Consider the following 12,346-nt stretch of genomic DNA (forward strand, 5'->3'; position numbering starts at 1 on the left):
CCCGCGCCGCCCCGGGGAGCCTGCCGTGCTGCCGTGACGCCGCCCTGTTCTGGCGGGGTTCGGGCGTTCGCATACGGTGAGTGCGGACGGGGCAGCTCGACTCCTCCGTAGGTGGGAGACACGATGCCGGTGTGGGTCAGGCCGTCGATGCTCGCCCAGATCGTCGGCGTGGTCGCCGTCGCCCTGGTGGCCGGGTTCGGTCTGCGGTTCGCGCTGACCGGCTCGGACCAGCACGGCGCCCCGGTCCCCAGGCCCGTCGACTCGCCCGTCGCCGCCGGCCCGGCGGCGCTCGCCGGCCGCACCGTCGTGCTCGATCCAGGGCACGACGGCGGCAACAGCCGAGCGAGCGCGGCCATCAACCGACTGGTGCCCGCCGGGGGTTTCGACAAGGAGTGCGACACCGTCGGGGCGCAGACCGACGGCGGGTACCCGGAGCACGCCTTCACGTTCGATCTCGCCCAACGGGCCGCCGTGATCCTGCGCTCCCGCGGCGCCAGGGTCGTGTTGACCCGGCCGGGCGACGACGGCGTGGGCCCGTGCATCGACGACCGGGCGAAGATCGGCAACAGCGCCGGCGCGGCCGCGGTCGTCTCCGTCCACGCCGACGGCGGGCCCGCCGAGGGGCGCGGCTTCCACGTGATCGCGCCCGCGCTGAGTCCCGACCGGGCCAACGCGGCGATCCTCACCCCGTCGAGCCGGCTCGCCGGGGCCCTGCGGTCGGCGTTCGGCCGCGCCACCGGCCAGCCGCTGGCCGACTATCTCGGCAAGGAGGGGATGACGATCCGGTCCGACCTGGGGGGCCTGAACCTCTCCCGTGTCCCGAAGGTGTTCCTCGAATGCGGGAACATGCGCAACCGGACCGACGCCGCGGAAATCATCGATCCGGCCTGGCGGGCCCGGGCGGCGAGCGGCATCGCCGACGGTGTGACCGCGTTCCTCCTGGCCTCGGGTTCGCCGTCGGCGGCGCCGACCCGCTGATCCGGCTCCTCGCGATCGTGCCGCGGCGGGGCCGTCCGGCCTGGGTAGCAGCGGATCCGGGCGGGCGGTGGTTGGGAAACGACCGCGCGACCGCGCCCGAACATGAAAACGGCCACTCCAGGGAGTGGCCGGCCAAAACAGAAAAAACACCGTACTGCGGGTGGGCGATACTGGGATTGAACCAGTGACCTCTACCGTGTCAAGGTAGCGCTCTCCCACTGAGCTAATCGCCCGCAATGGATCCAGAGGCGGAGGCGGGAATCGAACCCGCGTACAGGGCTTTGCAGGCCCTTGCCTAAACCACTCGGCCACTCCGCCGCGGGAGGCCGCTGGTACGGACCTCAAGCCCCTCTGTTCCCGAGCGGACGACGGGATTCGAACCCGCGACCCTCACCTTGGCAAGGTGATGCTCTACCAACTGAGCCACGTCCGCGCTGCACCAGGAGTTCTTGGCGGTGCAGGTAGCACTCTAGCGGACGAACGGCCCCTGCGTCGAATGGCCCGCCAGACGTCGCGGAGATGTTGCGTTGGGTCAAGGTGTCCCACGTGAACATCGGGTTTCGCCCACGGCACGTCCACCGAGCCGGTCGACCCCCCGGGCTCGGTCTCCATCCGTGGCCCGCGGGTCACGCGTTCGCCCGCGGCAGCGTTCGCGGCACGTCTCGCGGGCGTGGACGACCGCCTGCGGGGCAGGGGATCCACGGCCGGGCAGACCGATCGGGAAGCCCGTGGGAGGGAGGTGTCGATCCGGGAGGGGCGGTAACGTGATCGGAATGAGCCGGACGAACCTGGGCGCTCCGGAACCGGTCGTCCGCGGGTCCGCGGCGGTCCCGCGGTCCAGGCCACCGTCGTACCTGCTCGCGGGCGAGCGGCTCGCCACGGGCGTGGTGGAGATCAGCGACGATCCCGCGGTGCTGGAGCGCGGCGGCTTCTGGGCCGTGGTCGTCGACTTCGAGGGGGCGCTGCGGTGCGTCCGGTTCGCCGACGTGCGTCCGGCGCCCGCCGCGGGTGCCGCGGCGCTGAGCCGCGGCCCCTGGCGCGGCCCGGACGCGCGATCCTGGGCCACCAGCCTCGACCGCGCCGCGTACGTGGCCGGCGCGACGACCATCCGGGAGCGCATCGCCGCCGGCGACGTCTACGAGGTCAACCTCTGCCGGCTGCTGTCCGCGCCGCTGCCTCCGGCCGGCCCCGGCGGCGAGCCGGTCGAACCCGACCCCGCCGCGCTCGCCGCGATCCTCGCGGCCGGCAACCCGGCGCCGTACGCGCTCACGCTCGACGTTCCCGAGGCCGGCCTGCGGATCGCGGGGGCCTCGCCGGAGCTGTTCCTGGCCCGGGACGGCGACGTCGTCCATTCCGGCCCCATCAAGGGCACCGGCCGGAGCGTGCGCGACCTGCGGGACAAGGACGTCGCCGAGAACATCATGATCGTCGACCTGGTACGCAACGATCTCGGGCGGGTGGCTCGGACGGGCAGCGTCGCCGTGCCGGCCCTGTGCGCCGTCGAACATCATCCCGGCCTGGTGCACCTCGTCTCGACGGTGCGCGCCCGGCTGCGGTCCGGGGTGGGCTGGCCGGAGCTGCTGGAAGCCGCCTGCCCGCCCGGCTCCGTGTCCGGCGCGCCCAAGTCGAGCGCGCTGCGGATCATCGGTGAGCTGGAGCCGGGGCCGCGCGGTCCCTACTGCGGCGGCATCGGCTGGGTGGACGCCGACAGCGGCCGGGGATGGCTCTCGGTCGGCATCCGTACCTTCTGGTTCGGCGCGGACCGGCTGTGGTTCGGCACCGGCGCCGCCGTGACCTGGGGCAGCGACCCGCTGGGGGAGTGGCATGAGACCGAGCTCAAGGCCCACCGGCTGGTGGGCCTGGCGAGCGGCTGAGGTCGAGCGGCCGGCCCGCGCCGGCGCACCAACGACGACCCGCCTGGCCGGAGGGTCTCCGACCAGGCGGGTGGGTGCTCGTCAGGCAGGTGGATGCTCGGCATGCGATGGATGGGAACTGCCTCGGATGCAGGAGGCGATGGGGGAGGAGCTCCCCCTGTCGAACAGTGCCCGCACCGGCTGACCGGGGTCGGGCAGCGATCCCGACCCCGGTCAGATCACCGCTCGGGACCGCCCCAGATCAGCAACGCGAGCTCCGCATCGAGATCGATGATGTCGCTCTCGCCACCGAGGGGCACGGCGGAGTACGTCCGCCGTAGGAAGGCCAGCACCTCGGAGCGCGGCATCTCGAACAGCGCGTGCCCCGACGGACTGGACAGGGACAGGCAGACGATCCGCCCACCGGACTGGGCGGCCGGCCACACCTGCACATCGCCGTCCCCGGCGGGACGACGCACGCCGTCGCTCAGGAGCTGGCGTGCGAAGGTCCACTCCACGACCTCGTCCGCTCCCGTCCGGAAGCCGATGCTGATCGCGTAGGGGTCGGCCGGCTCGTACCGGACCGTCGCGGCAACCGGCACAGGAGCGCCGCCGGGCACGACGAGACGAAGGGCGAGTTCGGCGGTGATCGAATCGTGACGAATAGTCATCGGGCGGCCTCTCATGGTGCGTGGTGCGGGCGAGCACCCGTGTAACGGGATAGTTCCCTCTCCGAGTCCCGTTGGAAACAAGATTATGCCAAGACAACATCCGTTACGGCAGTTCGGGCGAGTTGACCGGCCCGGAAGGGTGACCCTTTCCCGGGTAGATCGTAGATCGGACGGCCGCGAGATGTACCCCCACCGCAGGCGGGCGGATGGTTACCATCCGTAGCGTCCGAACGTCCCCCGAGCGTCAGGCCAACCTGCCAAGGCCGTTCCACTTTGAGCCTTCCCCGTCCGGGTGGTTCTCAACCTTGGCCAGTCGCGGCGAACCTGACCCAGTCCACCCACCGGACGGGACGGCGGACATCGGTGTATCCGTCCGCCGGGACCCCCCTGCATCGACCCGGATCGGTGCCGTGTAAGGTGGTCCCACCACCCGCAAGGGCGTATAGCTCAGTGGTAGAGCGCTGCCTTCACACGGCAGAGGTCCGTGGTTCGAAACCACGTACGCCCACGCGATCTGGCTTGTCATGCTGCGCCCCCTTCCGAGGGGCTTGCCGCGGTCCCGCGTGATGTCTGCCCGGGGGGCGACCCCCCGGACCCCCCGCGATGGGTGTGGTGGTGGGTTGGGGTGGATGGGCGGGTGTGGGTGGGAGTCTGGCTCTGAGCGCATGGGATCCCTTGGTGGGTGGGCCTTGGCGCTGGTTGTCGGTGGGGCGGCTCGGGCTGGTGTCGATCTTGCCGCCATGTCGAATCTTCGCGCTGGGCGGGGGCTTGGCCTGGTGAGCGCTGGTGCCCGGGGGATGGCCCCAGGTGCGCTCGCGATGGGCCTGGAGGCACGTCTGACCAGGGGCTCGGACGGTGGTGTTCGGGTCGTTGGTCGGGGGGTTGGTCCCGGGGCGGCTCGGTGGAGACGGGCGGGTGGCGCGGGAAGCGTCCGGTGCGGGTGGGTCGTGCTCATGCTCGCGCCTTTGAGTTCCGGTCGTCGGTGATCCGCTGCGGTTTCCCCTTTGGTGTCGGTTCCCGGGGCTGCCAGGCACCGCCGCGTCGGTGAGTTCGCTGGGGGCGGACCGGCGGCGGGCCATCGGATGGAGATCGTCCTGTCCGGCGTTGGCGCGCTTCCTGCCAGCACAAATGCCGCTTTCTTCGCGATACGCCCGCCCGCTTCGGGCGTCGGTCGGACCGGAACAATCTCCTCGCGACCCCACTTTGGTGCCATGCCGGTGGGGGTCCTCGACGTCGGGCCCGCGGACGGGGCGCCCGCACCGCGCCGGGCGCCTTCCGGCGGACGGTGACGGAGAGTGAGCATCGCCGAGGGTGGGCCGGTGTGGTCCGCCGATCTGGCCAGCCGAAGGGCGATCGCTTTTCTGGTTCCGCCGGTCGAGATGAGTGGCCCAGACCGCGAAAGACCGTCCGGGTTCGGACGATCGAATTCACCTGGGTGGGCTACCCCGGGTGGTCCGGGGTGGACGGTGCGCCTCGTCGGTCGCCCGGCAGCGGCGCGCGAGGATCGCCGTCGGCCGGAGTCGAAGGTGACGGGGCGGGGTGGGCCGACCGCGGTGGCCGATGACGTCGCCGTTGGCCCATCGTGGATCGCCATCGTTGTGCGTCCCGCCCCTTCGGTGAGATCGTTGGTGTGCCCACGGGTTCAGGTCCGGCGCCGGCGATGTTCGTCGGGATAGTTCCGGTCGGCATGAGACCGGCCCTGTACAGATCGGCTGAACACCCGCTAAGCTGATCCGGTAGGGCGTAGCGGGTCCCTTTTGTCGGTGCGGCGCCGCGCAGGATGCGTCGGGAGATCTCTCCCGTTTCGTACGTTTCCTTCGGGCGTGCCGCCGCGGCGGCCGGGACGCCGTGGTTCGAAACCGAATACGCCACTCGAGGGAGACTGGCGGCGACCCCCCCACGCCGTCAGTCTCCCTCTTCATCTGCGGGTACGCACCTGCGCGTGGGCGTCATCGCCCTCGCGGGAGCCCCTCATCGGTCCACGTCCTGATAAATTGGCGGGATGATGGCCACCCTTCGAGGGGGATCGTCCGATGCAGGTGGCAGGGTTGTCCCCGGTGGGCAGGCCCGGTCGGCCATGTCCCGTCCAGTCGCTCCCACCTGCGGGCTCCCCCGGCCAGGCCGGGACGGCGAGCTCACTGTGACCACCCGGTGAGCGCCGAGGTCTCGCCTGGCGGGGTTCCGCTGGAGGAGCAGGCCGGGGTCGGCGGCCCGGATGCCTTCCAGCGGCTTTACACCCCGCACCGGATGGCCTACATCAAAGGCGAGGGGCGCGGGCGCGACGACGAATGCCCCTTCTGCTCCATCGTCGACATGTCCGATGAGGACGGGCTCGTCGTCGCCCGCGGGAAAACCGTCTACGCCGTCCTCAATCTCTATCCCTACAATGCCGGGCATCTGCTCGTCGTGCCTTACCGGCATGTGGCCGACTATGCCGACATGGAATCCGAAGAAATCGTGGAGATGGCCTTTTTCGTGCAGCGGGCCCTGCGCGCGCTGCGCACCGCCAGCGGAGCCCACGGTTTCAACACGGGCATGAACCTCGGCCACGTCGCCGGGGCTGGGATCGCCTCCCATGTGCACCAGCACGTGGTGCCCCGGTGGGGCGGCGACACGAACTTCATGCCGGTGGTGGGGGCCACCCGGGTCCTGCCCGCCCTGCTCGGGCAGACGCGGGAGATGCTCGCCGACGCCTGGGCGGCCGCCGCGGCCGCGGCCACGTCCACGTCCACGGCCGAGGCCGAGGCCGAGTAGGTCGACGCCGAGGAGGCCGCCGCAGGCGGCTCAGCCGAGCAGCGAGTCGGCGAGCTGCGGCGGCATCGGCTCGTAGCCGTGCGGCTGGCGGTGGAAGCTGCCCGTTCCGTGACTCAGAGAGCGCAGCTCGATGGCGTACCGGGACATCTCGCTCTCGGGCACCTCGGCGTGCACGACGGTGCGCGTCGCCGCGAACGAGCTCGCGCTGCCCGGCGGCGGCGGCACCGGATCCATGCCGACGACCCGTCCACGCCGGGTCGACAGGTCGCTGACCACCGTCCCGACGAACTCGTCGGGCACCGACACGTCGACCGCGAGCACCGGCTCGAGCACGACGACGCCGCCGCTGCGGACGGCGTCGCGCAGCGCCAGCCCGCCGGCGATCTGGAAGGCCATGTCCGAGGAGTCGACGCTGTGCGACTTGCCGTCGACCAGGCGCACCCGCAGGTCGGTCAGCGGGTGGCCGGCGCGCACTCCCTGGGCCATCTGCGCCCGGACCCCCTTCTCGACCGAGGGGATGAACGAGCGCGGGATGGCGCCGCCGACGACCTCGTCGACGAACTCGAAGCCGCTGCCCGGCGGGAGCGGCTCGACCTCGATCTGGCAGACGGCGTACTGGCCGTGCCCACCGGACTGCTTGACCTGACGACCCAACCCCCGCGCCGGGGCCCGCAGCGTCTCCCGCAGCGGGATGACGGTCGGCACCCGGTCGACGGTGGCGCCATAGCGCTGGGCGAGGCGCTCCAGCACGGACTCCGCGTGGGCCTCGCCCATGCTCCACAGGACGAGCTGGGCGGTCTCCGGGTCCTGAACCACCCGCAGGGTCGGATCCTCGACCGCCAGCCGGGACAGCGCCGTGGCCAGCCGGTCCTCGTCGGCCCGGCCGCGGGCCCTGATCGCGATCGGCAGCAGCGGCTCGGGCATCGTCCAGGCGGGCAGGTGGCGCGGATCATCGAGGTTCGACAGGGTGTCGCCGGTCTCGGCGGTCGCGAGCTTCGTCACCACGCAGATGCCGCCCGCCGGGCAGTCCGGCACGCTGTGCAGCACCGAGCCGTACGGCCGGGACAGCGCGCCGACCCTCTCGTCGTCGTCGTGGTCGGCGTGGCCGGCCGCCGCCCGGCCGTGCCCGCTGACGTGGACGTGATCGTCCGGGTGCAGCGTCCCGCTGAACACCCGCACGACGGACATCCGGCCCACGTACGGGTCGGTGGTCGTCTTGACGACCTCGGCGACCAGCGGCCCGGCGGGATCGCCGGTGGCCGGGTCGCAGGCCGTGCCGTCGGGCCGGGTCAGCACCGGGAGGGGATGCTCCGCCGGCGCGGGGAAGCCCTGGACGAACAGGTCGAGCAGCTCCGTCGAGCCGAACCCGCCGGCCAGCGCCGGGCCTCGGTCCTCCGCGACCCGTTCGTTCCTGTCCCGTCCGTTCCTGTCTCGCTGGTTGCCGTCCCGCTGGTTGCCGTCCCGTTCGCCCCGGTCGTGGTCCGCGCGCCGCTCGGTGAGCAGGCCGATCGGCAGCACTGGGAAGAACGTGCCGTGGGCGACCGCCTTCTCGAGGTCGGCCAGCAGCAGGTCCGGATCGGGGTCGGCGCCGGCCAGGTAGCGGTCGAGCAGGGTCTCGTCCTCGCTCTCGGCGATGATTCCCTCGACGAGGGCCGCCCGGGCGGCGGCGTGGCGCACGTCGGAGCGATCCGACTCCGCCGCCGACTCGCGCCGCCCGCCGGGGCCGTACTCGACGATCCGGCCGCTGAGCAGTCCCGTCATGCGCACCCCGCCGCCCGCCGCGCGGCTGGGAAGCCAGGCTGGCAGCACCCCGGTGCCGAAGGCGCGCTGGCACTCCTCGACCGCCGCGGTGAAGTCGGCCCGGGCCTGGTCCAGGTGGGTGATCGCGATGGCGCGCGGCATGCCGACCTCGGCACACTCGCTCCACAGCAGACCGGTCGCGCCGTCCACCCCGTCGACGGCGCTGACGACGAACAGGGCGGCGTCGGCGGCGCGCAGACCCGCGCGCAGCTCGCCGACGAAGTCGGGGTACCCCGGAGTGTCGAGCAGATTGACGGTGAGCCCGCGGTGGCTGACCGAGCACAGGGAGAGACTGACCGACCGGGACGGTCGGTGATCGGGGTCGGCGTGCCCGACGTAGCTGGTGTGGGCGAGCTGATGGTCGCCGTTCTGACGCTCGGGCGGCCCGGCGGTGGCGAGCAGTCGGTCCACCAGGGCCGTCTTGCCCGCGCCGGTGTGCCCCACCAGAACGACGTTGCGTACATCGCACGAGGCTGTCGACATCCTCGCCTCCTTGATCGGCAGGTGGGATCCTGTCCGTAACGGCAGAGTCCTCCCAGGTGACGTGGGGCACAAGCCCGAGGGGGGTCGTGGTCGGGAATGCACGGATCGTGGCGGCGGTACTGTGAAGACCGCCCGAAGCCGGGTACACGCGGGACGACGGGACGGACATGCTCGCTAGCAAGGCACGACCGCAGATCCAGAAGGTGCTCGACCCGGTGAGCCAGTGGGCCGCCCGGTCGTCGGTGTCGCCCGACGTCGTGACGATCATCGGTACCGTCGGGGTGGCCGGCGCCGCGCTGGGGTTCTTCACCCGCGGGGTGTTCTTCCTCGGCACGATCGTGATCACCCTCTTCGTCTTCTCGGACCTGATCGACGGGGTGATCGCCCGAGCCCGCGGCATCTCCTCCAAGTGGGGGGCCTTCCTCGACTCGACCTCCGACCGCGTCGGCGACAGCGCGATCTTCGGTTCCCTGATCGTCTGGTACGCCGGTGACGGCGACTCGCTGCCGCTCGTCGTGGCCGCGTTGATCTGCCTGGTGGCGGGCTCGATCACCTCCTACGTCAAGGCACGTGCGGAGGGGCTCGGCTTCACCTGCGACGTCGGCTTCGCCGAGCGCGGCGAGCGGCTGCTGGTCCTGCTGGTCGCCGCCGGGCTGTACGGCCTCGGCGTGCCCTACCTGCTGCCCGCCGCCCTGTGGTTCCTCGTCGGCGCGACCTCGCTCACCGTCGTGCAGCGCGTGGTGCACGTGTACCGGCAGTGGTACCGCGCAGGTGACCCGCCGTCGCCGTCCGCGTCGACCGCGGCCCCCACCGTCCCCTCCGGGGCCGCGCCGGCCGGGCCCGCGCGGCGGCCGTGACCGTGGTCCAACCGTCCTCGGGCTGCGCACCGTCCTCGGGCTGCGCACCGTGACCGGACTTCGACGGTGACCGGACTTCGGTCGTGACCGGGGCTCGGCCGTGAGCGAGGGGCGGCTCACGGATCTCGGCTACGCGCTGGGCTGGCGCGGCGTGCGGCTGCTGCCGGAACCGGTCGCCGCCGCGGCGTTCCGGCTGGGCGCCGACGCGGCCTACCGGCGCGGCGGGCGGGGGGTGCGCCGGCTGCGGGCAAACCTGAGCCGGGTGGCACCGCCCGGCACCGACCTGGATCGGCTCACCCGGGCGGCGATGCGCTCCTACGCGCGCTACTGGCTCGAGGTCTTCCGCCTGCGCGAGCTCGGTACCGAGCGGATCGTCGGCCGGATGCGGGTCCTCGACGAGCACCTGCTGCGTGACGCGCACGCCCGCGGCACCGGCACGATCCTGGCGCTGCCACACATGGGCAACTGGGAGCAGGCCGGCGCCTGGCTCGCGGCGACGGGCGTCCCGTTCACCACGGTCGCCGAGCGGCTGCGGCCCGAGTCGCTGTTCGAGCGCTTCGTCGCGTTCCGCTCCGAGCTCGGGATGGAGGTCATCCCGCTGACCGGCGGTGAGAGCCCGCCGTTCGGCCTGCTGGCCGACCGGCTGCGGGCCGGCGGAATGCTGTGCCTGCTCGCCGACCGCGACCTGTCCCGCGCGGGCATCGGCGTGCGGTTCTTCGGCGCCCCGGCGACGATGCCCGGCGGACCCGCCGCGCTCACGCTGGCCACCGGGGCGACGCTGCTGCCGGTCACGCTCTGGTTCGACTCGGACGGCTGGAGCGCGCGGATCCACCCCCCGGTGCGGCCGAGCGACGTCGCGACGATGACCCAGGACCTCGCCGACGCCTTCGCCGCCGGCATCGCCGCCCACCCCGCCGACTGGCACATGCTCCAGCGCGTCTGGCGCGACGAGGCGTGAGCCCGCCCGGTCGCGCCACGGCGGCGCCGTGAAGATCGGCCTGGCCTGCCCCTACACCTGGGACGTCCCCGGCGGGGTCCAGGTCCACGTGCGGGACCTCGCCGAGACCCTGCTCGCGGCGGGGCACGAGGTCTCCGTCATCACCCCCGTCGACGACGAGCAGACCCTGCCGTCCCACGCCGTCGACGCCGGTCGGGCACTGCCCGTGCCGTACAACGGCTCGGTCGCCCGGCTGCTGATGGGCCCGGTCTCCGCCGCCCGGGTCCGCCGCTGGCTGCGCGAGCACGACTTCGACGTCCTGCACGTGCACGAGCCCAGCGCGCCGAGCGTCAGCCTGCTGGCCTGCATGCTCGCCGACGGGCCGATCGTGGCGACCTTCCACACCGCCAACCCCCGCTCCCGGTTCCTGACCGCCGCGCAGGGCGCGCTGCAGCCGTCCTTCGAGAAGCTGCGTGCCCGCATCGCCGTGTCCGAGGCGGCGCGGCGCACGCTGGTGGAGCATCTCGGCGCCGACGCCATCCTGATCCCGAACGGGGTCGCGGTGCAGCACTTCGCCGACGCCCGGCCGCTGCCCGGCTACGACGACGGGCGGCCCACCGTCGCCTTCCTCGGCCGCATCGACGAGCCGCGCAAGGGCCTCGACGTGCTGCTGGCCGCGATGCCGGCGCTCGCCGCCCGGATCGACGACGTGCGCCTGCTCGTCGCCGGGCCCGGGGACGCCGCGGCGGTGCGCGCCCGGCTGGATCCGCAGCTGCGGTCCCGGGTCGAGCTGCTCGGCCTCGTCTCCGATGCGGACAAGCCGCGGGTGTTCGCCTCCGGCCAGGTGTACTGCGCCCCGAACACCGGCCAGGAGAGCTTCGGAATCGTCCTGCTGGAGGCGATGGCGGCCGGGACCGCCGTGGTGGCCAGCGACATCGACGCGTTCCGCCGGGTGCTCGACGACGGCCGCGCCGGGCGGCTGTTCGACGTCGGCGATCCCGCGCAGCTCGCCGCCACCCTCGCCGACGTGCTGACCGATCCCGTCGGGGCCGCGGGGCTCATCCGGCGGGGCCGGAAGGTCGTCGAGACGTACGACTGGCGGACCATCGCCGAGCGCATCGTCGGCGTCTACGAGATGGTCTCCGGGGACCGGCGGGTGTCGCTCGCGCCGGCCTAGCCGGGTGGGCGGCGACGAGTCCGGTGCCGAGCCCGGTGGCCGGTACCGGCGCCAGGTCACATCCGCCCGTTGACTACGCTGCGCGAGATGACCGTCCTCGTGGTGGTGGTTGCCCTGGTGGTGGCGACTGCGACCTATCTGACCTGGCTGGCCCGCCGGCTCGATCGGCTCGCCGCCCGGGTGTCGGACGCCGGCGGCGGTCTGGTCACCCAGCTCGTCGCTCGCGCCGACGCCGCGGCGCGGCTCGCCGAGCGCTGCGGTCTCGACGAGCTGGCGGCCAGCGCCGCCCGCGCGCGCGCCACCTACCCGGCCCTGCTCGCCGGCGCCCCCCTGGACGCCGCGGTCGAGCTGACCGAGAACGCGCTGAGCCGGGCGCTGCGCTCCGCGGAGGTCGCGGCGGCCGGGCAGCGCTTTCCCGTCGAGCTGCACGCGGTCGACTCCGGGGCGGCCCGGGTGGCGCTGGCCCGCCAGTTCCACAACGACGCGGTCCGGGACCAGCGGGCGCTCGCGGGCCGCCGGGTGGTCCGGGTGCTCCACCTGTCCGGCCGCCGCCCGCCGCCCGGCTACTTCGAGATCGACGACGCCCTGCCGGCTCGCGAGGAACCCTGGCCGCGCCTCGTCGAGGGCGGCTCGGCGGATGACGCCGACCCCTCCGTCCGCGACGCCCCCGTCGGCGACGCCCCTGGCCGCGATGTTCCTGGCCGCGACGCCTCCGTTCGCGACCTGCCCGGTCGCGACATCCCCGGCCGGGAGGACCGGTCGGGGCGCGACGGGCCGCTCGGGCACGGCGACCGGCCGGGCCTGGCCTCCTGAGCCGCCCGGTCGGCGCGAGCTGC

At 73.1% G+C, this 12,346-nt stretch carries 9 protein-coding genes and 4 tRNA genes; 8 read left to right on the plus strand and 5 right to left on the minus strand.

Annotated elements, in window-relative coordinates:
• The first annotated feature begins 123 nt into the window (after positions 1-123).
• Positions 124-978, plus strand: a complete 855-nt coding sequence (locus FRAAL_RS09255; protein WP_041940335.1) for an N-acetylmuramoyl-L-alanine amidase — start codon at positions 124-126, stop codon at positions 976-978.
• Positions 979-1,139: 161 nt separating this feature from the next.
• On the opposite strand, the gene FRAAL_RS09260 is transcribed toward FRAAL_RS09255, so the two are convergent.
• The 3 genes from FRAAL_RS09260 to FRAAL_RS09270 form a co-directional block, all read right to left on the minus strand.
• Positions 1,140-1,211: transfer RNA gene (locus tag FRAAL_RS09260), tRNA-Val, on the minus strand.
• Between the two features lie 13 nt (positions 1,212-1,224).
• Positions 1,225-1,296 (minus strand) — tRNA-Cys (locus tag FRAAL_RS09265).
• 42 nt (positions 1,297-1,338) lie between these two features.
• Positions 1,339-1,411: transfer RNA gene (locus FRAAL_RS09270), tRNA-Gly, on the minus strand.
• A 340-nt stretch (positions 1,412-1,751) separates the two neighbouring features.
• Here FRAAL_RS09270 and FRAAL_RS09275 point away from each other — a divergent pair.
• Positions 1,752-2,852: a chorismate-binding protein gene (locus FRAAL_RS09275; protein WP_011603291.1), complete on the plus strand. Its 1,101-nt coding sequence runs from the start codon at positions 1,752-1,754 to the stop codon at positions 2,850-2,852.
• Between the two features lie 218 nt (positions 2,853-3,070).
• Here the strand turns inward: FRAAL_RS09275 and FRAAL_RS09280 are convergent, their stop codons facing one another.
• A complete protein-coding gene (locus tag FRAAL_RS09280; protein WP_009739629.1) occupies positions 3,071-3,502 on the minus strand; it encodes an SsgA family sporulation/cell division regulator in 432 nt (143 codons plus the stop codon).
• Between the two features lie 436 nt (positions 3,503-3,938).
• Here FRAAL_RS09280 and FRAAL_RS09285 point away from each other — a divergent pair.
• Both FRAAL_RS09285 and FRAAL_RS09290 read left to right on the plus strand, forming a co-directional pair.
• A tRNA-Val gene (locus FRAAL_RS09285) sits at positions 3,939-4,010 on the plus strand.
• A 1,643-nt stretch (positions 4,011-5,653) separates the two neighbouring features.
• Positions 5,654-6,256, plus strand: a complete 603-nt coding sequence (locus FRAAL_RS09290) for an HIT family protein (protein WP_050997055.1) — start codon at positions 5,654-5,656, stop codon at positions 6,254-6,256.
• 30 nt (positions 6,257-6,286) lie between these two features.
• Here FRAAL_RS09290 and FRAAL_RS09295 read toward each other — a convergent pair whose 3' ends face one another.
• Entirely contained in the window at positions 6,287-8,539 is a 2,253-nt protein-coding gene (locus tag FRAAL_RS09295; protein WP_041939061.1) for an elongation factor G-like protein EF-G2, read from the minus strand.
• A gap of 167 nt (positions 8,540-8,706) precedes the next feature.
• On the opposite strand from FRAAL_RS09295, the gene pgsA reads away from it, so the two are divergent.
• The 4 genes from pgsA (at position 8,707) to FRAAL_RS09315 (ending at position 12,323) form a co-directional block, all read left to right on the plus strand.
• Positions 8,707-9,396: a phosphatidylinositol phosphate synthase gene (pgsA, locus tag FRAAL_RS09300; RefSeq protein ID WP_011603297.1), complete on the plus strand. Its 690-nt coding sequence runs from the start codon at positions 8,707-8,709 to the stop codon at positions 9,394-9,396.
• A 100-nt stretch (positions 9,397-9,496) separates the two neighbouring features.
• The gene (locus FRAAL_RS09305) at positions 9,497-10,354 is read left to right on the plus strand and encodes a phosphatidylinositol mannoside acyltransferase (protein ID WP_011603298.1); all 858 of its coding nucleotides are present in this window, start codon (positions 9,497-9,499) and stop codon (positions 10,352-10,354) included.
• A 28-nt stretch (positions 10,355-10,382) separates the two neighbouring features.
• On the plus strand, positions 10,383-11,510 hold the full coding sequence (locus FRAAL_RS09310) for a glycosyltransferase family 4 protein (RefSeq protein WP_011603299.1): 1,128 nt from the start codon (positions 10,383-10,385) through the stop codon (positions 11,508-11,510).
• An 87-nt stretch (positions 11,511-11,597) separates the two neighbouring features.
• Complete coding sequence (locus tag FRAAL_RS09315) at positions 11,598-12,323, plus strand: hypothetical protein (protein ID WP_050997056.1); 726 nt, start codon at positions 11,598-11,600, stop codon at positions 12,321-12,323.
• The last annotated feature ends 23 nt before the right edge of the window (positions 12,324-12,346 follow it).

The organism is Frankia alni ACN14a (assembly GCF_000058485.1).
GTDB lineage: Bacteria > Actinomycetota > Actinomycetes > Frankiales > Frankiaceae > Frankia > Frankia alni.

Bases quoted from the DNA above. Each gene is read 5' to 3' on its own strand.
- FRAAL_RS09280 (WP_009739629.1), bottom strand. From the start codon at position 3,502: ATGACTATTCGTCACGATTCGATCACCGCCGAACTCGCCCTTCGTCTC.
- FRAAL_RS09295 (WP_041939061.1), bottom strand. From the start codon at position 8,539: ATGTCGACAGCCTCGTGCGATGTACGCAACGTCGTTCTGGTGGGGCAC.
- pgsA (WP_011603297.1), top strand. From the start codon at position 8,707: ATGCTCGCTAGCAAGGCACGACCGCAGATCCAGAAGGTGCTCGACCCG.
- FRAAL_RS09255 (WP_041940335.1), top strand. From the start codon at position 124: ATGCCGGTGTGGGTCAGGCCGTCGATGCTCGCCCAGATCGTCGGCGTG.
- FRAAL_RS09275 (WP_011603291.1), top strand. From the start codon at position 1,752: ATGAGCCGGACGAACCTGGGCGCTCCGGAACCGGTCGTCCGCGGGTCC.
- FRAAL_RS09315 (WP_050997056.1), top strand. From the start codon at position 11,598: ATGACCGTCCTCGTGGTGGTGGTTGCCCTGGTGGTGGCGACTGCGACC.